This window comes from Corynebacterium sp. LaCa_70, assembly GCF_058182015.1.
Map to the genome: position 1 here is coordinate 819,608 of NZ_CP190914.1, position 20,516 is coordinate 840,123.

At 55.2% G+C, this 20,516-nt stretch carries 18 protein-coding genes and 2 pseudogenes; 9 read left to right on the plus strand and 11 right to left on the minus strand.

The annotated features are described in order from the left end of the window. Window positions 1-71: 71 nt before the first annotated feature. The 4 genes from ACP8MI_RS03700 to ACP8MI_RS03715 all read left to right on the plus strand — a co-directional run bounded on the left by ACP8MI_RS03700 (window position 72) and on the right by ACP8MI_RS03715 (window position 2,786). A complete protein-coding gene (locus ACP8MI_RS03700; RefSeq protein ID WP_236588369.1) occupies window positions 72-392 on the plus strand; it encodes a transposase in 321 nt (106 codons plus the stop codon). Between the two features lie 81 nt (window positions 393-473). Then, entirely contained in the window at window positions 474-1,187 is a 714-nt protein-coding gene (locus ACP8MI_RS03705) for a DDE-type integrase/transposase/recombinase (RefSeq protein WP_430622798.1), read from the plus strand. Further along, the gene (locus ACP8MI_RS03710) at window positions 1,073-2,476 is read left to right on the plus strand and encodes an IS30 family transposase (protein WP_049168789.1); all 1,404 of its coding nucleotides are present in this window, start codon (window positions 1,073-1,075) and stop codon (window positions 2,474-2,476) included. The genes ACP8MI_RS03705 and ACP8MI_RS03710 overlap by 115 nt, the downstream gene beginning before the upstream one ends. Next, window positions 2,457-2,786 carry an integrase core domain-containing protein gene (locus ACP8MI_RS03715; RefSeq protein ID WP_152671649.1) on the plus strand — a complete coding sequence of 110 codons (330 nt, stop codon included), beginning with the start codon at window positions 2,457-2,459 and terminating at the stop codon, window positions 2,784-2,786. Before ACP8MI_RS03710 ends, ACP8MI_RS03715 begins: the two co-directional genes overlap by 20 nt. Window positions 2,787-2,810: 24 nt before the next feature. On the opposite strand, the pseudogene ACP8MI_RS03720 reads toward ACP8MI_RS03715, so the two are convergent. After that, window positions 2,811-3,482 (minus strand): annotated as a pseudogene (locus ACP8MI_RS03720) (IS3 family transposase); the annotation flags it as partial. An 18-nt stretch (window positions 3,483-3,500) separates the two neighbouring features. After that, on the minus strand, window positions 3,501-3,689 hold the full coding sequence (locus tag ACP8MI_RS03725) for a hypothetical protein (protein WP_018119880.1): 189 nt from the start codon (window positions 3,687-3,689) through the stop codon (window positions 3,501-3,503). Window positions 3,690-4,068: 379 nt separating this feature from the next. Here ACP8MI_RS03725 and ACP8MI_RS03730 point away from each other — a divergent pair, with 379 nt between their 5' ends. The 3 genes and pseudogenes from ACP8MI_RS03730 (at window position 4,069) to ACP8MI_RS03740 (ending at window position 6,142) form a co-directional block, all read left to right on the plus strand. Then, entirely contained in the window at window positions 4,069-5,160 is a 1,092-nt protein-coding gene (locus ACP8MI_RS03730; RefSeq protein WP_488815306.1) for a transposase-like zinc-binding domain-containing protein, read from the plus strand. 221 nt (window positions 5,161-5,381) lie between these two features. Then, window positions 5,382-5,666 (plus strand): annotated as a pseudogene (locus ACP8MI_RS03735) (DUF6973 domain-containing protein); the annotation flags it as partial. Continuing rightward, the gene (locus tag ACP8MI_RS03740) at window positions 5,663-6,142 is read left to right on the plus strand and encodes a hypothetical protein (RefSeq protein WP_018119882.1); all 480 of its coding nucleotides are present in this window, start codon (window positions 5,663-5,665) and stop codon (window positions 6,140-6,142) included. The pseudogene ACP8MI_RS03735 and the gene ACP8MI_RS03740, both read left to right, overlap by 4 nt. Window positions 6,143-6,348: 206 nt before the next feature. On the opposite strand, the gene ACP8MI_RS03745 is transcribed toward ACP8MI_RS03740, so the two are convergent. From ACP8MI_RS03745 to ACP8MI_RS03785, 9 genes are all read right to left on the minus strand, one after another. Then, window positions 6,349-6,642 (minus strand): antibiotic biosynthesis monooxygenase family protein, encoded by a 294-nt coding sequence (locus ACP8MI_RS03745; protein WP_018119883.1) that lies wholly within the window; start codon window positions 6,640-6,642, stop codon window positions 6,349-6,351. A gap of 102 nt (window positions 6,643-6,744) precedes the next feature. Then, window positions 6,745-7,566: a class I SAM-dependent methyltransferase gene (locus tag ACP8MI_RS03750; RefSeq protein WP_018119884.1), complete on the minus strand. Its 822-nt coding sequence runs from the start codon at window positions 7,564-7,566 to the stop codon at window positions 6,745-6,747. A 324-nt stretch (window positions 7,567-7,890) separates the two neighbouring features. Next, window positions 7,891-9,327, minus strand: coding sequence for a type I glutamate--ammonia ligase (gene glnA, locus ACP8MI_RS03755; protein ID WP_284589517.1), 1,437 nt, complete (start codon window positions 9,325-9,327; stop codon window positions 7,891-7,893). A 125-nt stretch (window positions 9,328-9,452) separates the two neighbouring features. Then, on the minus strand, window positions 9,453-10,037 hold the full coding sequence (gene pth / locus ACP8MI_RS03760; RefSeq protein ID WP_018119886.1) for an aminoacyl-tRNA hydrolase: 585 nt from the start codon (window positions 10,035-10,037) through the stop codon (window positions 9,453-9,455). Window positions 10,038-10,120: 83 nt separating this feature from the next. Continuing rightward, the gene (locus tag ACP8MI_RS03765; RefSeq protein WP_018119887.1) at window positions 10,121-10,807 is read right to left on the minus strand and encodes a 50S ribosomal protein L25/general stress protein Ctc; all 687 of its coding nucleotides are present in this window, start codon (window positions 10,805-10,807) and stop codon (window positions 10,121-10,123) included. A 244-nt stretch (window positions 10,808-11,051) separates the two neighbouring features. Beyond that, window positions 11,052-11,822 (minus strand): SDR family NAD(P)-dependent oxidoreductase, encoded by a 771-nt coding sequence (locus ACP8MI_RS03770; protein ID WP_126843836.1) that lies wholly within the window; start codon window positions 11,820-11,822, stop codon window positions 11,052-11,054. Beyond that, a complete protein-coding gene (locus ACP8MI_RS03775) occupies window positions 11,822-12,811 on the minus strand; it encodes a ribose-phosphate diphosphokinase (RefSeq protein ID WP_018119889.1) in 990 nt (329 codons plus the stop codon). Before ACP8MI_RS03775 ends, ACP8MI_RS03770 begins: the two co-directional genes overlap by 1 nt. A gap of 25 nt (window positions 12,812-12,836) precedes the next feature. Beyond that, the gene (glmU, locus tag ACP8MI_RS03780) at window positions 12,837-14,345 is read right to left on the minus strand and encodes a bifunctional UDP-N-acetylglucosamine diphosphorylase/glucosamine-1-phosphate N-acetyltransferase GlmU (RefSeq protein WP_018119890.1); all 1,509 of its coding nucleotides are present in this window, start codon (window positions 14,343-14,345) and stop codon (window positions 12,837-12,839) included. Between the two features lie 90 nt (window positions 14,346-14,435). After that, complete coding sequence (locus ACP8MI_RS03785; RefSeq protein WP_490290713.1) at window positions 14,436-15,590, minus strand: MFS transporter; 1,155 nt, start codon at window positions 15,588-15,590, stop codon at window positions 14,436-14,438. A 493-nt stretch (window positions 15,591-16,083) separates the two neighbouring features. Between ACP8MI_RS03785 and mfd the strand changes: the two genes are divergently transcribed. Both mfd and ACP8MI_RS03795 read left to right on the plus strand, forming a co-directional pair. Continuing rightward, window positions 16,084-19,821 (plus strand): transcription-repair coupling factor, encoded by a 3,738-nt coding sequence (gene mfd, locus ACP8MI_RS03790; protein WP_239212085.1) that lies wholly within the window; start codon window positions 16,084-16,086, stop codon window positions 19,819-19,821. A gap of 14 nt (window positions 19,822-19,835) precedes the next feature. After that, window positions 19,836-20,444, plus strand: a complete 609-nt coding sequence (locus ACP8MI_RS03795) for a DNA-3-methyladenine glycosylase (protein ID WP_049148230.1) — start codon at window positions 19,836-19,838, stop codon at window positions 20,442-20,444. Window positions 20,445-20,516: the final 72 nt, after the last annotated feature.

Genomic DNA, 20,516 nt, shown 5'->3' on the forward strand with positions numbered 1-20,516 from the left:
CAAAGCACACACCAGTGGGGTGTGATGATTCTTGTTGACGGGGAAACCCGTAACCGACAAGGATTGAGAGTATGCCAAAGGCTTTTCCACCACAGTTTAAGCAGCAATGCGTTGATGCAGTGCTAGTGCTAGGAAAGACTCGGGAAGAAGTGGCCCGGGAATACGAGGTCTCAGCATCAGCGTTAGGACGCTGGGTAGCTGCTGCACAAGGCACGCAAGGTACTGGCTCCGGCTCGCACCTACGCAAAGCCGATCCCAACTCGCAGGATGCGGCCGAGTTATCTAAACGAGTTCGTGAACTGGAACTAGAGAACGAGTTTTTAAAAAAGCGGCCGCCTTCTTCGCCAAGGGCATGTAGACGAGCATTCCTTTCCCGTGATCTGTCATTATGAAGAAGAAGGCTCACACAAGCCACGGTATACGGTGACTATGATGGCCAAGGTTCTACAGGTAAGCCGTGCCGGCTACTATCGGTGGAAAAGCGCCAAAACCAGAGTTATCCTTTATCTACCCCACGAGGATTTCGTGACCAGATTGCCGATGACGTCAAAGAAATCTTCGCCAAGCATAATGGTTTCGCCGGCGTACGTACCATCGCCACAGAACTGGCCACACGTGGTATTACAGCCACCTTGTACGCCGTGCGTAAAACCATGCGGAAGCTGGGGCTAGTAACTAAGTATCGCCGAGCGTTTAAACGCACGACTATTGCCGATGCCAATACTCAAGACCGCAGTGATCTTGTACGACGTAATTTCACACCACCAGTTCCCACAACGTATTTGTGTGGTGATATCACCTACCTTCGTACCGGGCAGGGCTGGATGTACCTGGCTACAGTCATTGATTTATCAACCAGGATGGTCACAGGCTGGCAAGTAGCTGATCGTATGACCAGCCAGCTGGTCATTGATGCCCTAACAATGGCTCAAAACGGTGGCTATGTAGCAGGTAACGCCATATTTCATTCCGATCGTGGCAGCCAGGGTGGATTCAATTGGTTGTCGCAACACCCTGAGCATGGAGGTATGAGAAGGTGGCTACCAAGGACTGGAGTAAGAAGACCAGTGATATGCCGGTGGGGGTGCGGCGTCAGTGGCGTGCGGATCGGGCGTTGCGGCCTGCGATGCGTTCCCCGGGTAGGCCGGTTCCGTCACGGGCAGTGCAACGCCAGTTCTGGGGTCTGATCGCGACGGGAATCACCACTGCGCAGGCCGCCCTTCAGGTGGGGGTGTCCGTACCGGTGGGAACGAGGTGGTTCCGTCATGCTGGTGGAATGAGACCGTTAGCTTTGGACGAGCCCTCGGGGCGGTATCTATCGTTTGCTGAACGAGAGGAAATCGCGATCCTGTGGGAGAAACAGACGGGTGTGCGTGAGATCGCTCGACGGATTGGCCGCAATCCGGCGACGATTTCTCGTGAGCTACGGCGTAATGCTGCCACCCGTGGTGGCAAGCAGGTTTATCGGGCAGGGGTGGCCCAGTGGAAAGCTCAGGAAGCCGCTAAGCGTCCCAAACAAGCAAAACTCGTGGATAATCCGCGCCTGCGGGACTATGTTCAGGAGCGTCTTGCTGGGACGGTCCGAGATGAAAACGGGGTCGTCATGGCGGGGCCTGATACGCCTGCGTGGAAGGGCCGGAGCAAACCTCACAGGGCAGACCGACGGTGGTTGACCGCGTGGAGCCCGGAGCAGATATCGCAGCGGTTAAGGATCGACTTCCCTGATGATGAGAGTATGAGAATCTCCCATGAAGCGATCTACCAGGCGCTCTATATCGAGGGGCGCGGGGCGCTGAAGCGTGAACTCGTGGCCGCACTGCGGACTGGGCGGGCCCTGCGTAAACCCCGCGCCCGGTCCAAGAGCAAGCCTGAAGGTCATGTCACCGCCGATGTTGTCATCTCTAACCGGCCCCCGGAAGCCTCGGATCGGGCGGTGCCCGGGCATTGGGAAGGAGACTTGATCATCGGTACCGGCAGGTCAGCGATCGGGACCGTGGTCGAACGCTACAGCCGGTCGATCCTGCTGGTGCACCTGCCCCGGTTGGACGGCTGGGGTGAACAACCAAGGACGAAGAACGGACCTGCCTTGGGTGGGTACGGTGCTGAAGCGATGAACACCGCCCTACAAACCGTGATGAAAGATCTACCGTTACAACTGCGTCAAACGTTGACCTGGGACCGCGGAACCGAGCTCGCTGACCATGCCGCTTTCACTCTAGCCACGGGCACGAAAGTGTTCTTCGCGGACCCACACTCGCCATGGCAACGTCCCACGAATGAGAACAGCAACGGACTCCTACGCCAGTACTTTCCCAAGGGTACCGACCTGTCTCGATGGACAGCCCAAGACCTCGCCGCCATCGCCTACACGCTCAACAACAGACCAAGAAAAGTCCTTGGATTTCGAACCCCAGTCGAAGTCTTCAATGAACAACTACAATCAATTCAAAACAACAGTGTTGCAACCACCGATTGAATCCAAGCAGTACACCAGTGCGGAATTAAGTCAGTGGGCCGCAAACCATGATGTTCGCTTATCAGTCGGCGAGGTCGGCGTGTGCTGGGATAACGCTGTGGCGGAATCGTTCTTTTCTACCTTGAAGCTACATTTACTCTACGGGCGGAAACAGTTCGTTTCCAAGCTCGAAGCACGAATCAGCGTGGGCGAATGGATCGAGGCCTACTACAATCGTCGACGCATTCACACCAGCACCGGTGAAATCCCTAAGAAAGCAATGGACGACTTCCTGACCCCACCTGTGACTACCGCCGCGAAAGCGGCCTGACCAACAAACTAAAGAGTTTCACCGTCAACAAAAATTGACACAGCCCACAGTACGGCCGACCGATTGTGCAATCCCTAATTCTTGGCAGACCTGCCACAACTTCTCGCTCGTAAACTGAGTGCCGCGATCCGCATGGAATACAAGGCCATCTGGCACATCACCACGCAGGGTGTAAGCCATACGCAATGCGCGTTCAACCAGGTAAGAATCTTGCACACTATCCATGGACCAGCTTAGGACTCGGCGGGAGTGTCCATCGCGGATAACACACAGATATAGCCATCCTTCTCCGGTGCGTAGATAGGTTATATCTGACATCCACACCCGGTTGAGCTGACCTTGATCACATAGACGTTTCACCAGGTCTGGAAGCGTGGACTTCCGCCTGGATTGAATCGTCGTTACGGGAACAAACGCCCTCGGTGAAATACCCTCAATACCCATCATCCGCATACGCTTGGCCACGGTTTTGCGATTCACATAGACCCCATCCTCAGCGAGTTCTGCGGTAATACGTGGGGCACCGTAGACTTCGTCAGAATCCTCCCAGATTTCATGAATTTTCCTGTCTAACTGGTCGAGGAATCTTTGGCGCTGATTTTCACCACGATGCCGTACTGCTTGAGCCTTTTCCCATTTATAGTAGCCAGAACGGGAAACCTCTAATAACCTGCTCATACGTTTGATGCTGTAGTTCGCCTTGCTCTGGCTGCATTAGCTCAAATTTTTCCGATCGCGTTGCGACGCCACGAAGAAGGTGGTGGCTTTTGACAAGAACTCATTATCCATCTTGGCCTCAGCTAACTCGCGACGCAGACGAGCGTTTTCGGCTCGTATATCGGCATCACTGCGGCCATCTACCGAGCCTTGACGTTCTCGTTCAAGCTTGACCCATTTGCCCAAGAGGCCTTCGGCTACACCGATCTCCTTGAGCTACATGAGCGATTGGGCGCCCGGACTCAATGACTAGTCTGGCGGCCTCCTGCCGGTATTCCGGGGTGTACTTTTTCCTTGACGAACTCACAATGAACATCCTCTCCTACGGCCACAAGATCCGTACTAATTGGGTGTCCACTAAACGAGGGGTAACCTCAAAAACATAAAAAATCGGCTACGATCGAGGCCTAAACGACAGGATGTGTTGGTGAGGTTGTATGGTTAACCGCTCTGGCGGGTTGTTATTAGGATTATTTCACTTATCTGGAGGGATAAACCGGCCTCGGGCCGGAAATACCGCCAGGGGCGTGCTGGTGTGCTAGTTGCCTAGATTCACGATGGGAGGATGAGTAAGAATCATCCTCGATGTCCCGTCTGTAGCGGGGCGTGTACCAAATACGGAACAACGAGTACCGGTCGCCAACGATGGCGATGCCGCACCTGCAAGGCCACCTTCACCCGCGCTAATGACGACGCAGTACAAGCTAAATGGTTTCGCCTTTTCATCTTGTGGCTTATCTCTGGCCGCAGCCTGGCACAGACAGCTAAAAGTTGTGGAGTTTCACCACGAACTCTGCAACGCCGCTTTAAAACGTTCTGGTTTATCCAACCTCCCCGAAATGTTGATAAGCAGCGAATCTACGATCAAATCTTCATCGACGGCACCTATTTCAACACCAAGTGCCTTGTCGTGGCTGCTGACTCCAGCCATGTCATCAATTGGTTCTGGTGCACGAAGGAATCTTCCTGGTCCTACATGCGCCTGCTGGACGAACTAGCCCCACCACAACTGGTGACCTGTGATGGGGATTCCGGAGGGCTTAAAGCACTACAACGGCTTTCCTTTGAACTGCTCGCCGCTGACAATCTGGATAAAGCAGCTAAATGGACAGTCAAGCTACACCAATTCGGCACCGTATTTAGCTCCCAGCTCAAAGCCAGGACTTACGTCAAAGACGTGCCCTTCGAGCAGATTCCGAAATCCAAACGCGGCAACAAAAAATGGTGGTACACCCACGATGTTCACCGCGGAATCTACCTACAACTAAAGAAAATGAGCCAACAAGGACACCTCTTTGCCTACCTCACCCAAGCTAAAGAAGGCCAACGTTTAGAACGCACAACCAACAGCCTGGAAGGCGGGGTGAACTCGCAGATCAAGCAATTAATGCACGCCCACCGCGGACTGCGCGACGAGCACCAACGCATCGCCTGCGACTGGTGGCTGTACCTACACACGCAGCTGCCTGACGACCCTGTAGAGATCGCCAGGCAGCAAAACTGGGGCCAGAACGCACTCACCAAAGCACAAACCTTAGCCAGCCAGGAAACACAAGCTACCAGCGGCCATGAGGACGGCCGACCAGCAACCTACGACAGCGCCATTGACACTGCCTACAACCACTCTATCGGAATACGCAAAGGCCACCTACGCTAAAACCCCAACTCCACCAACGCAATCTGTCGTTTAACTCGACACGCCGTAAAACAACACATTTTGTCGTTTAGGCCACGATCGAGGTTTGTGGGCTATACTCAAGGAAGGTTGAGGGAACTGTTAGAAGCTGCACGCTGTGTCTCGGTAGTTGATGTGCCCTCATGCTATAAAGCTAAAGAACTAGGAAGCAAAGCAGAGGTTGCGACCCAAAAAAAGCTTTCGCCAAGTATACCCATAAAAATGGCCAGGGGAATGTTTTCCGGCACTGCTACTGGAGCGGATTGATGACTTTGCATTTGTCTGAAGATGCAGCGTTATGGATTGCGAATAACCACGAAGACGTACGGCCGAATGATCCAGGCGAAGCGGAGATGGATGTTTTTAACAATGCTGCAGGACGTGCTATTGGGTTGGTGATAAAAGGAAAAGGGAGTACGGATAAGGGAATCTTTTATGTCTGTAAGCATATGGCGAATACATCTTTGCTAAAGGCATTGCCGAAATGAGATATTCTTCCAGTTTTTCCTTGAGGTTTGGGCAGGGTAAAGCACTCCTTGCGTTGTCCTTGATGGCATTCTTGGTGGCTTGTTCAAGCGAAATTGAACAAGCGTTACCAGCTGCAAGTGAATCTGGGGGTCCGGTTACTATCTCGGTTCGCGATGCTTATGGTCAGCATTGGGTAGAATTTGGTGTCCAATGTCCATACACCAGTGCTGATGATATTTCCGAACATCTGGGTCTGGAGCCTGATGAGGCTTATGACTTAGGTAGCTACGACACTCAAGAGGTGGTGTACCTGAAAGATGCCGACGGTGACGTTGATTTTGACGTGCTCGATAGGCTAGATGTTACTTTGTGCTCCCATAGGGCCCCGGAATACTTTGGTTATCGTGGATGGTTACCGGCAGACCTGCCTCTGATTTTTGAGGTTAATTATGATGGCTGGGCCCTCACAGGGGTGGGGGATACAACCACGGAATAGATCATTCTGTAGCCTAAGTAGCTATACACCATGCCGGCCATTTGTGGGCAGCGGGTAAGCGGCCACGTGTGCTGCCGCACCGCAGTCCAATCAGCGAACTGGAAGTCGCGAGGAGTTGATGCACGGGTACTAGTGCCAGTGCCGATCAAAGCCGCGGGATCCGAGATTGGACCCGCGGCTTGTTTTATGTTTGCGTGGTGCCTAGGCTAGCTTTCCAGCTGGATGGATTCAAAGCCCAATACGTCGACAGACATGCCACGTTTTTCATCTTCCGTGTGATTGCCTGCCGGGCGGGCATCTGCCCACTTTTGGTAGTTTTCCTGGCTATCCCAGCGGGTGATGACGAAGTAACGATCTTCGCCGGAAACAGGACGGAGCAGTTCAAAGCTTTCAAAACCTTCGGCCTTGTCGACGCCCTTTGCGCGTTGCGCGAAGCGCTGCTCAATTTCTTCGCCAGCACCTGCCGGGAAGGTTAGCGCGGAGATATTTACATAGGTCATGGCTCATCCTTTCTATGGTTCGATCTATCCACAATTTTATCTAATGCACGTTATCGGCATGGTAGAAATTGTGTGATTTTTTACCAGGGTTTCTTGTGGTTGTTACTCTGGCTTCCTGGCCACCAGCGCTACACCGCGCAAGACATCGCTGTGTTGGCTGAAAAGCTTGCGCATCGCCAGCATTCGGCGCCTGGCGTCTGCATCGCGGAGTGCGTTTTTGAGAATGCGCAGGGTGCCCACTACACCTTCGTCAGCAAGATTTCGGCGCAGTTGTAGCAAGGCCATGGGGGCAGTGTCAGTCCATTCCACCTGCAAGCCCGCTTCTTCCACAAGCTGAGTCCACTCAGCAATGGTCAGCGGCCGGGCATTAACCTTAATCACTCGGGCGAGATTCTTGCGCAACTCGGTTTTGAAATCATTGTCAAGGTCGTCGGGTTGCAAACCAAGTTCGTGGATGGCGTACCTGCCACCGGGGCGCAGCATTCGGGCTGCTTCCTGTACGATTTTTTGCTTGCCGGTGGGTGACTGCATCGTCAACATCGCTTCGCCAATCACGACGTCTGCATGAGCATCGGGAATGCCGGTATCTGCCGCATCTGCGTGTACCATGCGGCCGGTATCTTTGACGATGTCGCCAGTAATGCGCACTGCATCTTCGTCTTTTTCGACGCCAATATAGCTGGCTGGCTGGTGTGTGAGAATCTCGCTGGCGGTGCGCCCCAGCCCGGGAGCAAGTTCGACGACGTCAGCGTCAGTGAGCTTGGCATTCTGTAGTAATGCGCGGGTGAGCTCTAATCCGCCTGGGCGCAGTACGCGTTTTCCGAGCCGTGCAAGCAGCCAATGTCCGGGCGCATCTTCTGCGCGGCGCTGCGCGTAGGGAAGTGGATTTGTCTTGCCATCGTTGTTCGAGGAGGTACGGGGCATGGTGAAGTCCTTTCTTTAAGGCCCACCAGCGTTAGACAGCGTTAGTCAACGTTAGTCAATGACAGATACATTAAGGCAGGCCTAATTCCGTATCTAATTCTCAGCCTACTAAAAGGGGCCTGTAAAGAATAGGATTACCAAAATTCTGTGATTTTTTCCGGGATATAGCGCCCCCGTTTTGGGTGAGCCAAGCTGATCTGTACGGCCGCGATGCAGCAGCGTAAATAGACGACCTAAAATTCGGTGGTTTAGTTTCCGCGAGATGATAGCCAACCAAAAAAGCGCCCCACCGAAAGTGGGGCGCTGGTGCGTGAAGCTTGGTGTTTAGCAGTCGTAGTACATCTCGAATTCCTGCGGGGTTGGGCGCAGGCGAACCGGAGTGATTTCCTCGTCGTACTTGTACTTGATGTAGGTATCGATGAGGTCTTCGGTGAAGACATCGCCCTCGGTTAAAAACTCGTTGTCTTCTTGCAAGGCCTTCAGCGATTCTTCCAGCGAGGTTGGTGCGGTTGGGATGTCCTGGGCTTCTTCCGGTGGGAGCTCGTAAAGGTCTTTATCCACTGGAGCGTGTGGTTCGATCCGGTTTTTAATACCGTCGATACCAGCCATCATCATCGCCGCAAAGCCCAAGTACGGGTTACCCGAAGGGTCTGGTGCACGAAATTCCAAACGCTTCGCCTTCGGGTTGTTGCCGGTGGTGGGAATACGCACGGCTGCCGAACGGTTGCGCTGGGAGTAGACCAAGTTGATTGGCGCCTCGAAACCAGGGACCAGACGGTGGTAGGAATTCAGCGTCGCGTTGGTGAATGCCAGAACCGCGCCCGCGTGCTCCAGAATGCCGCCAATGTAGTAGCGGGCCATATCGGACAAACCAGCGTAGCCGTCTTCGTCATGGAACAACGGCGAGCCATCTTTCCACAGGGACTGGTGTGCGTGCATGCCCGAACCGTTGTCACCTGCTACCGGCTTCGGCATGAACGTTGCTGTCTTGCCGTGCTGAAACGCAGTGTTTTTGATGACGTATTTAAACAGCTGAATCTGGTCTGCAGAGTGCAGCAAGGTGGAAAAGCGGTAGTTAATTTCCTGCTGCCCACCGGAGCCGACCTCATGGTGGAAGCGCTCCAGCTCAAAGCCGACCTTTTCCAGGTTCAACGCCATGGCATCGCGGATCTCTACGGATTGGTCATACGGCGCAGTAGGGAAGTAGCCACCCTTGGGGCGGGTCTTGTAACCAGGATTGGGTAGACCGTCGATGGTGGTTTCCTTATCGGTGTTCCACCAACCCTCGTCTGAATCCACCTCATAGAAACCAGCGTTGCTCGAGGTGTCGAAACGCACCTTATCGAACAAATAAAACTCAGCTTCGGCGCCGAAGAAGCAGGTATCAGCGATGCCGGTGGATTTCAGGTATTCCTCAGCCTTGCGCGCGGTGGTGCGTGGATCGCGCGAGAAAGGCTCACGAGTAAACGGATCGTGCACAAAGCACTTAATGTTGAGAGTCTTGGTGCTGCGGAACGGATCAACCACTGCAGAGTGAGGGTCCGGCAACAGCATCATGTCGGATTCATCAATGGTGGTAAAACCGCGAATCGAGGAGCCGTCGAAAGCTAGACCTTCTTCTGCTGTCTCCTCAGTAAACTCCGAGGCGGGGATGCTGAAATGGTGCTCTACACCTGGAAGATCGGTAAATTGAATGTCGACGAATTTAATGTCTTCATCTTCGATATGTTGGACGACATCCGAAATGGATTCGAAACTCAAGGGAACTCCTCGTTTTGGGTGCAACTGTGCAGTCGTGATTCCCACTATACCGACTAAGCGTGATTCATTTCTGAGATTCGTGGCACTGATTGCTTTGCGGCTTTGATTGATGCACCGTTGTGAATCTAGAGTAATTCCCGCCGGAGATAATCAGCAGCATCTGGAATCACGAAATCCAGCTCGTGTTCTTGGGCACCAGAAAATCTGCCCAGCACAAACGAAGAAGCATCCATTTTTCCGGGTGGGCGTCCAATCCCGATGCTCAAACGGGCATAATCTTTCGTGCCCATTGCTTTCGTAATCGATTTCAAGCCGTTATGGCCTTTATCGCCGCTGCCGTGTTTCAGGATAAAAGACCCAAAATCACGTTCCATATCGTCGTACACGGCGATGATTCCCGCCGGGGCGATACGATAGTACGTTGCTAAGGCATTAACCACGCCACCAGAGGTATTCATTGGCGTGGCGGTACGCGCCAAAATTAGCTTCGGAGCCCCGGAACCTAGCGCACCGGCCGGCATTTCAGCGACAAAAGCCCCGGTGCGTTTATGCAAACTAAAAGGCACCGGTTGAAAAGCAGTAGTTTCTGCTAATTCCTGCACAACGCGGTAACCGATGTTGTGCCGGGTGTCTGCATAACGAGCACCGGGGTTGCCGAGCCCAACCACAAGAACGCTGGAATGCTGAGAAAAAGCAGGTGCAGCAGGCATGGTCGGGGCTCGGCTTTCGTGTTTATTTGTCGACGCTACTCGGCGTCGATCTTATTCGGCGTCGATCTTATTCGGCGTCGATTTTAGTTATCGTCGGAGGACTCGGTGTCAGGGTCCAGACGGTCTGCAGGGGTCTCCTCGTCGGCTTCCTCTTCGGAGTCTGCACCAGCATCGGCGCCGCCTTCTTCGGCAGCGGCAGCAGCAGCCTCGAGCTCTTCGTCTTCCTGTGGCTCCATGACGGAGACGATGACGGTGTCTTCTTCCGCTACCAGCGTGGTGTTGCCAGGCATATCCAGCTCAGCTGCAGTAATGACGGTGCCGTCTTCTGCGCCTTCGATGGAAACTTCGATCTCTTCCGGAATGGAAAGAACGTCGGCCTCAACCAGCAGAACGTCGTTGTCCTGGATGAACATCAGGCCTGCAGCAGGCTCGCCGGTGATGGTAACTGGAACTTCAACCTCGACCTTTTCGCCGCGCTTAATCGACAGTAGGTCTACGTGGTCAACGTCGAGGGTCAAAACGTTCTGGTCGACGTTTTTCACCATGGACAGGTGCTTTTCGCCATCCACTTCCAACTCCAAAACGGCGTTCAAGCCGTTGTAACGAATCATGGTCTGCAGTTCCAGCAGATCTACAGAGAAGTGGATTGGCTCGGTGTTGGAGCCGTACAGAACGCCAGGTACGCGCCACTCACGGCGCAGACGGCGGGCAGCGCCCTTACCGAATTCGGTGCGTGGTTGTGCTGCAAGAGTAGGGGTCTTTTCAGCCATAATGGATAACTCCTCAGTGCGGTGAAAAATTTATACTGTGGACAAACGTGCACAGGCAAGGGCACATCCACGACCGGGGAGCTACCGGGTTAAGTGTAGATCGCGTCGATAACGGCCAAAAATGAATGGCCCTCGCCGAGACGAGAGCCATCATAGCAAAAAGCGTGCTAGCTAAGAAATACTGCGTCTGGCACGCGCCATCCAGTAACCGCGCAGTTACTGGTCAGGCAGCGCTGCATTTGGGCTAGACCGCAGTGTATCCGCCGTCCACAGTCTGTGCACTGCCGGTAATAAACGAAGCATTGGACGACAGCAAGAACAACACCATCGCTGCTACTTCCCGTACAGAGCCCAGCCGACCCAATGGGTGATCGTTGATCAGCTTGGTCAGCTCATCTTCATCCATGAAGTTAGCCAACAGGGCATTGCGGATATAGCCTGGGCAGACCGCATTCACGCGAATCGCCTTGGAACCGTATTCCACAGCAGCAGAACGTGTCAGACCAATGACACCGTGTTTGGCGGCAGAATAGGCCGCCTTGCCCTTGGCGGCAACGAGACCGTGTACCGAGGCGACGTTGACGATGGAGCATTCTGAAGTCATGTCCATGTCCAAGAATTGATCAATTTCATAACGCATGGCGTAGGCTACACCGTTCAAGTTGAGGTCGATCAAATCGCGCCATTGTCGGCCGCTCATCTTCCCAGTGTATTCACCTTCTCCACCGTAGCCTGGCGAATTAACCGCGTAGTGCAAGCCACCGAATTGCTCCACGGCGGTTTGTACCGCAGCCTTGTAGTCCGATTCGGCAGTCATGTCGATGTCAATGGCATAGGCCGAGCCTCCGTCTTCACGGATCTTTTCCGCGACGGCGGACGGTGCGTGTTCTGCGGTGTCGGCGACCACCACGTGGGCGCCTAATTCACCCAATTCATAGCAGATTTCTTCACCAATACCGAAGCCACCGCCGGTGACCAAGGCTACTTTCCCACGGAATTCGTCAAAGCTTTTCATTAGGCAGACCCCTCGAACAGCGTCGTTACCGAACCGTTTTCAAAGATTTCATTGATGGTACGTGCCAGCAACGGAGCAATGGACAAAACGGTGAGGTTGTCCCAGCCCTCGGTTGATTGCGGGATGGTGTCAGTGGTGATGACCTCTTCAGCGCCACAGTTCGAGAGCTTCTCGCGGGCTTGGCCGGAAAATACGCCGTGGGTGCAGGCTACAACGACGGATTTGGCGCCTTCATCCTTCAAGATCTTTGCGGCACCCGCGATAGTTCCACCGGTGTCAATCATGTCGTCGACCAGGATGCAGTCTTTACCTTTGACATCACCGACGACTCGGTTTGCAACTACCTCGTTGGCAACATCGACGCTGCGGGTCTTGTGTACGAACGCCATTGGGGCGCCGCCGAGAACGTTCGCCCATTTCTCAGCGACCTTGACACGGCCCGCGTCCGGAGAAACGATGCACATGTTTTCGGTTGGGTAGTGCTCTTTGATGTAGTCAGTCAGCACAGGCATCGCGTGCATGTGATCCACCGGACCATCGAAGAAGCCCTGGATCTGGTCAGTGTGTAGATCTACCGAGACGAGGCGGTCAGCACCGGCAGTTTGCAGCATGTCGGAGATCAGACGGGCAGAAATTGGCTCGCGACCGCGGTGTTTTTTATCCTGACGTGCATATGGGTAGAACGGCAAGATAGCGGTGATGCGCTTGGCGGAACCACGCTTGAGCGCATCAATCATGATGAGCTGTTCCATCAGCCACTTGTTCAGATCGCCGCCCTCGACGGTTGCGTGAGATTGCATGACGAAGCAATCTGCGCCGCGGACTGATTCCTCGAAGCGCACGAAGATTTCCCCGTTTGCGAAGTCTTCAGCGCGCATCGGGGTGATGTGGGTGTCGAGTTCTTTGGCGACGGCTTCGCCAAGATCTGGGTGTGAGCGGCCATTGAAGACCATCATGTTCTTTTGGTTCATAGCGATCTTGCCAGTCATAGGATTAACCCTTCTGCTTTGGTGTCTACGCTTGTTCGGAACCCTGGTCACTGCCTGCGTCGGTGCTGCCGTTAGTGGCCTCGCCATTGTCAGCGTGGCTCTGTTCGGCAGCTCGTGCGGCCTGCGCAGAGGAGGTGTCGGGACGTTTTTTTGCGACCCAACCCTCGATATTGCGCTGTCGACCACCCGAGACGGCCAGTGCCCCTGGAGGAACATCGTCTTTAATCACTGTACCTGCCCCGGAATAGGCGCCATCACCGACGGTCACCGGTGCGATAAACATTGTGTCGGAACCGGTGCGCACGTGATCGCCCACCACGGTGTGATTCTTGTTCACGCCGTCGTAGTTAACGAAGACCGAAGAAGCACCAATATTTGAGTGCTTGCCGATTGTCGCATCACCCACATATGTCAGGTGCGGGACCTTGGAACCTTCACCGATCGTGGCTTTTTTGGTCTCTACAAAGCCACCAAGCTTGGCGTTATTACCCAAGTCTGTGCCCGGACGAAGGTAGGTAAACGGTCCGACATTTGCTTCTGCACCAATGCGCGAGCTTTCTGCGTGGGCACGGACCACACGTGCATTCTTGCCGACGGCAACATCTGTGAGCGTGCTATCAGGCCCAATCTCTGCGCCGTCCGCGATGGAGGTTTTTCCCCACAGCTGAGTGCCCGGGTGGATGGTGACGTCTTGTCCCACGGTGACACCAGCACCGATCCAGGTGGTGGCAGGGTCGACAATGGTTGCACCCCCGAGCATGGCTGCTTCTACGGTGCGGCGGTTGAATTCCTTGCCCGCTTCTGCCAGCTGCACGCGGTTGTTGACACCAGCGAGCTCGCCAGCGTCAGCTGCGACATAAGCACCGACTCCATGGCCCGCCTTGCGCGCAATTGCCAGGACATCAGTGATATACAGCTCGCCCTGTGCGTTATCCGTGTTCAGTTGTGTGAGCGCATCGCGCAGAACGGCGGCGTCGAAAGCAAAAACCCCGGAGTTGATTTCTTTAATTTCGCGGATCTCTTCCGAAGCATCCTTATGCTCGACAATTGCGGTGACCTGCTTATTATCATCGCGCACGATGCGGCCGTAGCCGGTGGCGTCGGCAAGTTCGACGGATAATACCGTAACGCCAGCTCGCGCGGATTCATGGTGCTCGCGTAGGTGATCGAGGGTTTCTGTACGCAGCAGGGGGACATCGGCATTGGTGACAATCACGGTGCCCTGGAAATCTTCCAACCCAGCCATCGCACATTGCACCGCATGTCCGGTGCCAAGCTGTTCTTCTTGCACGGCGGTGGTCAGCTCTGTGCCGAGCTCGTCGGCAAGCGCGTCGACGGCCGGTGCTACCTGCTCACGCTGATGGCCGACGACCACTACGACATTGTCTGGCTCTAAACCAGCCGCAGCGTGCACACTATGGGAAAGCAGCGAGCGCCCGCCAATTTCATGCAGTGTTTTCTGGGTCGCAGATTTCATCCGCGTACCGGCGCCGGCAGCTAAGACGATGACCGCGCAGGAAGATTGTTGAGCCACAGCGAGAATTCACTCCTGAACAAATGGGGGTTAACTAATGGCATCAATCATAACGATGTGTTCGCACACGCGCGGTTGACCGCGGGGCGGTTAGCTACCTTGTGAGACTTCCGGAAGCTTGCGAGCGGCCCAAACACCGACGAAACCGATAAGAGCCAAAAACACTAATGCCCAGGCAGGGCCTTGGAGTGCGATGACCGACGACAATGCGCCGACACCTAACAGAATTACGCCCATCAGTGTGTTTGCGGCACCGGTATAGCGGGTGCGTTGGTCGTTTTCAGCCATATCCACGAGATAGGTCGAACGAGCCACGCGTATGGCGGCGTGGCTGAGGGAAACTAAGAAAAATCCCAGTGGAAATAGTACGGAATTCCAGCCGGGAGGAAGAGTCAGTGAGCTTGCTACCAGCAGCAACAGCACCAATGAGGCCGTGCCAGCGGCGACGGACATCACGGTCTTGGAGGAACGATCAGACCAGATCCCGGAAATCCTTCCTGCAAGCAGCGCTGAAAGGCCAGAGACAAACACGAAAGCGCCCAAATCGGCGAAACTGCTGTCGTTGCGCGCGCTCAGTGTGACGATAAAAGCGGTGGAGAACGAAGAGACCAAGAGTAGAGAGCGCACGATGACGAATTGTCGGAAATGGGCGTCGTTAAGCAATAACTGCCAGGTATCGCTATACCAGGGAAGTGTGGTGCTGGGAAGGGCTGATTGCGCAGCATTCTTGGCCGGTCGAGTGCTGAGGTTTTCGTCGACACGCGCGAAAGATAGCGCTGCCACACACCAACCGAGTGCACCAATGCCAATGAGGACTGCACCGACCCAAACAGGAATTGGGGAGGGGACGAACAACAGCACGCCACCGACAGCGATAGTGACGATGCCCGATAACGTGGTTGCGGTGCCGGTGACCGCGCCGCGTTGTCCTTTGCTGACAGCCCGGCCCAAAACGTCTTTCCCGGAAAGTGAACACAAGGAACGAAAAATCGCTAGGCAGGCTAAAAGCGCCACGATCGCAACCCCCAGCGAGGTTCCGGTCAGTACTAATGCGGCAATTGCCATGAGTGCAGCACAGAGCGCTTGACCTAGTGAGCCCAGTAGCCAAATCCGTTTCCGGGATCCTTGAGATGTGACCCACCCCCGCAGTGCAGCCTGTGGGAGCATGGCTAAGGACTCGCGAACCGGCACCAGCAAACCAGAAAATGCTGCTGGCACTCCAGCAGCGGTAAATAGCCAGGGCAAGACAGTTTTGGCTGAGGCCGTCTGGTCACCAATGTTTTGTAGCGCGTTGGCGATGGCAATGTGGCGGCCATTGCTCTGCTGCTGGTGGTGCTGCTGATTGCGTGCGGTGCGCGGGGAGCCGAGATTTATAGTTCAAGGCTAATGATAATGGCGAGTGCGGGGCGAAAAGTCCTGGCTGTGTGTTGTATGGCCTGTTGTATGGAGCTTTGTGTGACCGGTGGTTTTTATTTCTTCACCTAGTTGTGTAAGATTGCAAGCCGTTGGTGCACAACTGCACATTCGTCTCGATGTCATCATCTGATGATGATTATCCCGAATGGCAACGTAATGATAATGCAGTAGCGCTGACGTTTCCCCATGGTGTAATCGGCAACACTACGGTTTTTGGTACCGTCATTCTAGGTTCGAGTCCTGGTGGGGAAGCTTTTTCATATCAAGGGGTAAGGCTCCAGCCACCAGCCATTTCAGTCAGGAGAATGATCCCGAAGTGAATATGCTCGCCGGCCTATTAAAAGTTGCTGCCAGCGATCCGAAACTCAAAGGGCTCATCAATCATGTTGGTGAACCAACCCTGCACATCACCGGCATTACGCAAGCTCGGCCCTGGGCTATCGGCACCCTGGCGCACCATGCCCCGGTGGTAGTGCTCACAGCCACCGGCCGTGAAGCTGAAGACCTACAGGCAGAATTAGCTGCCATGCTGGGTAATAAGGTCGCGATGTTTCCCGCGTGGGAAACTTTGCCACATGAGCGTTTGTCTCCGGGGGCAGATATCGTCGGTAAGCGTGCTGACGTGCTGCATCGCTTAGACGAGCTGGACGTTATCGTGACCCCAGCACGCGGATTGGCGCAACCAGTGCTGGAATCTGTCGACGGCCGGGTGCCGATTAGCCTGGCTGAAGACCAAGAATATGACTTTGACCAGCTGGTTGCTGAATTAGAATTCCGTGCATATTCGCACGTCGATATGGTCAGTAAAAAAGGCCAATTCGCCAAACGCGGCGGCATCGTCGATGTCTATCCCACGACCCTGGACTATCCAGTGCGCATCGAATTCTGGGGTGATGAAATCACCGATATCCGCCAGTTTTCTGTGGCAGACCAACGAACGATCTCTGAGATCGAAGTTGGCAAAGTTGCTATTTTCCCGGCTCGTGAACTGCCCATTACCGATGCGGTAGCAGCGAAAGCGGAAAAACTCGCACGCGAGTATGCTTCCAACGCGACGCTAGCGGAATTGCTCACCAAGATCTCGGAAAAGATCCCATCGGAAGGCATGGAAGCGTTGCTTCCGGTGCTGGCGGATACGCCGATGGTGTCGCTGTTGGACCTGGTGCCTGATAACACGCATGTTCTGGTCATGGACCCAGAAAAGGTGCGGCGTAGGGTAGAGGACCTGCACGATACCGACGCAGAATTTTTGGCCGCGAGCTGGGAAGCAGCAGCCATGGGGGCGGATGGCCCGGTGGCCCACAACAAACTTGACTTGTCGGCAGCAAACTACTTGTCCCTGGAACAATTAGAAGACATCACCCGGGAACGTGGCAGTTCCTGGTGGACGTTCGCCCCTCCAGGAATGTTTGCCGCAGATGAGGCCGCGACGTTGCCGCTCGAATTTGAGGCTGGTCCGCAGCCAAAAGGCGATGCCAAAGAAATCGAAGCGATGATGTCGCAGCTTCGCGCCCATTGCCAGTCGGGTGGACGCGCAGCATATATCGCCCCGGCGGCCGGTGCTATCAAACGCATGGCGGAACGATTCCGCGAAAACGGCATTTCGGCGCACGTGGCAGAACCCGGCTGGCAACCCAACGCTGGCGAGATTACGCTGTATCAGGCATTGAGCCACGCCGGATTGGTCTTTCCGAAAGTCCGCAACCAGCATGACGGTGCGACGCTCCCGTTGGTCGTGGTTACCGAAACCGATTTGACCGGTAACCGTGTTGGCGATATCGCCGGTGCCAAACGTCGGCCCGCCAAACGCCGCAACCGCGTGGACCCGCTGGCACTGAAAAAAGGCGATTTCGTCGTCCACGAAACCCACGGCATCGGCAAGTTCATCAAAATGGCTGAGCGCACAATTAATGCCGGTGGGGAAAGCTCCCGCCGCGAATACATCGTGCTGGAATACGCCGCGTCGAAGCGCGGACAACCCGCAGACCAATTGTGGGTGCCCATGGAATCGCTGGACCTGCTGAGCAAATACACTGGCGGGCAAGCACCGACGCTGTCGAAAATGGGCGGATCGGACTGGAAAAACACCAAGAAAAAGGCGCGCGCCGCGGTCCGTGAAATCGCTGGCGAGCTGGTGCAACTTTATGCGAAGCGCCAAGCCGCGCCGGGGTATTCTTTTGCCCCGGATTCTCCTTGGCAGGCGGAGATGGAAGATAACTTCCCGTTCGTCGAAACCGAAGACCAGATGCTGGCCATCGAAGCAGTGAAAGCGGATATGGAATCGTCGGTCCCGATGGACCGCGTTGTCGTCGGCGACGTTGGCTATGGCAAAACCGAGGTTGCGGTACGCGCTGCATTCAAAGCGGTGCAAGATGGAAAACAAGTCGCGGTGTTGGTGCCGACCACGCTGTTGGCACAGCAGCACTACGACACGTTTGCCGAACGCATGGCAGGCTTCCCCGTGGAGATGCGGGTGCTGTCGCGGTTTAGTACCGCGGGAGAAGCGAAGCAGATCATTAAAGAGCTTGCCGACGGCACCGTCGACATCGTCATTGGCACTCACCGGTTGCTGCAGACCGGCGTGCAGTGGAAAAACCTCGGCTTGATCGTCGTTGATGAGGAACAGCGCTTCGGTGTCGAGCACAAAGAACACATCAAAGCCTTGCGTTCATCCGTCGACGTACTCACGATGTCGGCAACCCCAATCCCACGCACCCTGGAGATGTCGATGGCGGGTATCCGGGAAATGTCGACGATCCTCACCCCACCGGAAGACCGGCACCCGATCCTGACGTATGTCGGTGCCTACGAAGACAAACAAGTTGCGGCTGCGATCCGCCGCGAGCTGTTACGCGATGGTCAGACCTTCGTGATCCACAACAAGGTCGCGGACATCGAGAAAAAGGCCCGGGAAATCCGCGAACTGGTGCCAGAGGCTCGCGTCGTCGTCGCCCATGGGCAAATGAACGAGGACCTGCTGGAACGTACCGTGCAGGGTTTTTGGGATCGCGAATACGACGTGTTGGTATGCACCACGATCGTGGAAACCGGCTTGGATATCGCCAACGCCAACACCTTGATCGTGGAAAATGCCCACCAGATGGGGCTGTCACAGTTGCACCAGCTGCGCGGTCGCGTCGGACGTTCCCGGGAGCGCGGGTACGCCTACTTCTTGTACCCGCAAGGAGCCACACTTTCTGAGACCAGCTATGACCGCTTGGCGACGATCGCACAAAACAACGATCTCGGTGCCGGTATGGCAGTGGCCATGAAAGACCTGGAAATGCGCGGAGCCGGAAACGTGCTGGGCGCCCAACAATCCGGGCATATCGCAGGCGTCGGCTTCGATATGTATGTCCGGTTGGTCGGCGAAGCTGTCGAAACCTTCAAAGCGCTTTCCCGCGGTGAGGCACTGGATGCCACAGATCAGTCACCGAAAGAAATTCGTATCGACCTGCCGGTGGATGCGCATATCCCGGAACACTATATTTCTTCGGAACGCCTGCGCCTGGAGGTCTACCGCAAGCTGGCCTCGTCGCAGGATAATAAAGACCTACGCCTTGTCGTCGAGGAAATGGAAGACCGCTACGGACCGATTCCGGAAGAGGTCGAGCGTTTGCTGGCCGTGGCACGCCTGCGCCACCAGGCACGGCGCGCCGGGGTCACCGACATCATGGTGCAAGGCACCCGGATTAAGGTCGGGCCGGTAGAGTTGCCGGATTCGAAACAGGTGCGACTGAAACGCACGCATCCTGGTGCGAATTATCGTGCCGCCGCCAAGGCTATTCAGCTGCCATTTCCGAAGGCTGGTCGCGGCAACGTGACGGACCCGAAGTTGCGCGATGTGGAACTTCTGCAGTGGATGGCGGATTTCCTGAGCGAGATGTTTGATGTGGAAGCCACTGATGTTTCTGGTGGCAAGAAACCGAAGGCACCCGTGCAGGATTCCTCTGGGGCAGGCTCCGGTGCCACCGGCACAACCACGACGCGGCGTAAAGGCTCGACTAAGACTATGCGGGCGCAAAAATCCGGTGGATCCGTGTTTTCCCTCAGTGAATAGGCGGTGGCGCGACGATGCTGGATTTTGGTGCAAACGCAGATGTCGTTGCTCCACAATTATTGGGCTGCACGTTGTCCTATGGACCCGTGGCGATTGAGATCACGGAGGTGGAAGCCTATCTGCATGGCACCGACGAAGCTGCGCACAGTTTCCGCGGCAAAACGCCTGCCAATGCTGCATTGTGGGGGCCGGGTGGCCATCTTTATGTGTATATCTCCTATGGAATTCACCGCTGCTGCAATCTGGTGTGTGGGCCAGACGGCACTGGTCAGGGATGTTTGATTCGTGCCGGTCGCGTGCTTAGCGGCGAGGAGGAGGCGCGTAGTCGCAGGGGCGAGGTGAGTTTTGCACGGTTAGCCTCTGGGCCGGGTAACGTCGGCAAGGCCTTGGGACTGGGAACCGAGCACAATCATCTTCCCGTGCACCAGATTCCACGCGACGCCCCGGACACGCATATTTCTGCCGACGCACCGATGCATCCGCGACTTGAAGCTCGCTCGCAAGAACCAGCATGGGTGGCTGGGCCGCGTATCGGCATTTCGAAAAACGTGGATGCCCCGTTGCGGTTTTGGATTCCGGGTGATCAGACTGTGACCAGCCCGAAGCGCCCGCCGAAAAAGTAGACCGGTTTCATGAGGGCCGGTGTACTAAGATAGAGCGGAACAAAAACACCCCATCACAGGCATAATGACCGA

Coding starts and splice junctions, on each gene's coding strand:
- ACP8MI_RS03700 (WP_236588369.1), top strand. CDS start 72: ATGCCAAAGGCTTTTCCACCACAGTTTAAGCAGCAATGCGTTGATGCA.
- ACP8MI_RS03710 (WP_049168789.1), top strand. CDS start 1,073: ATGCCGGTGGGGGTGCGGCGTCAGTGGCGTGCGGATCGGGCGTTGCGG.
- ACP8MI_RS03730 (WP_488815306.1), top strand. CDS start 4,069: ATGAGTAAGAATCATCCTCGATGTCCCGTCTGTAGCGGGGCGTGTACC.
- ACP8MI_RS03740 (WP_018119882.1), top strand. CDS start 5,663: ATGAGATATTCTTCCAGTTTTTCCTTGAGGTTTGGGCAGGGTAAAGCA.
- ACP8MI_RS03745 (WP_018119883.1), bottom strand. CDS start 6,642: ATGACCTATGTAAATATCTCCGCGCTAACCTTCCCGGCAGGTGCTGGC.
- ACP8MI_RS03750 (WP_018119884.1), bottom strand. CDS start 7,566: ATGCCCCGTACCTCCTCGAACAACGATGGCAAGACAAATCCACTTCCC.
- pth (WP_018119886.1), bottom strand. CDS start 10,037: ATGCCTGCTGCACCTGCTTTTTCTCAGCATTCCAGCGTTCTTGTGGTT.
- ACP8MI_RS03765 (WP_018119887.1), bottom strand. CDS start 10,807: ATGGCTGAAAAGACCCCTACTCTTGCAGCACAACCACGCACCGAATTC.
- ACP8MI_RS03770 (WP_126843836.1), bottom strand. CDS start 11,822: ATGAAAAGCTTTGACGAATTCCGTGGGAAAGTAGCCTTGGTCACCGGC.
- ACP8MI_RS03775 (WP_018119889.1), bottom strand. CDS start 12,811: ATGACTGGCAAGATCGCTATGAACCAAAAGAACATGATGGTCTTCAAT.
- mfd (WP_239212085.1), top strand. CDS start 16,084: ATGCTCGCCGGCCTATTAAAAGTTGCTGCCAGCGATCCGAAACTCAAA.
- ACP8MI_RS03795 (WP_049148230.1), top strand. CDS start 19,836: ATGCTGGATTTTGGTGCAAACGCAGATGTCGTTGCTCCACAATTATTG.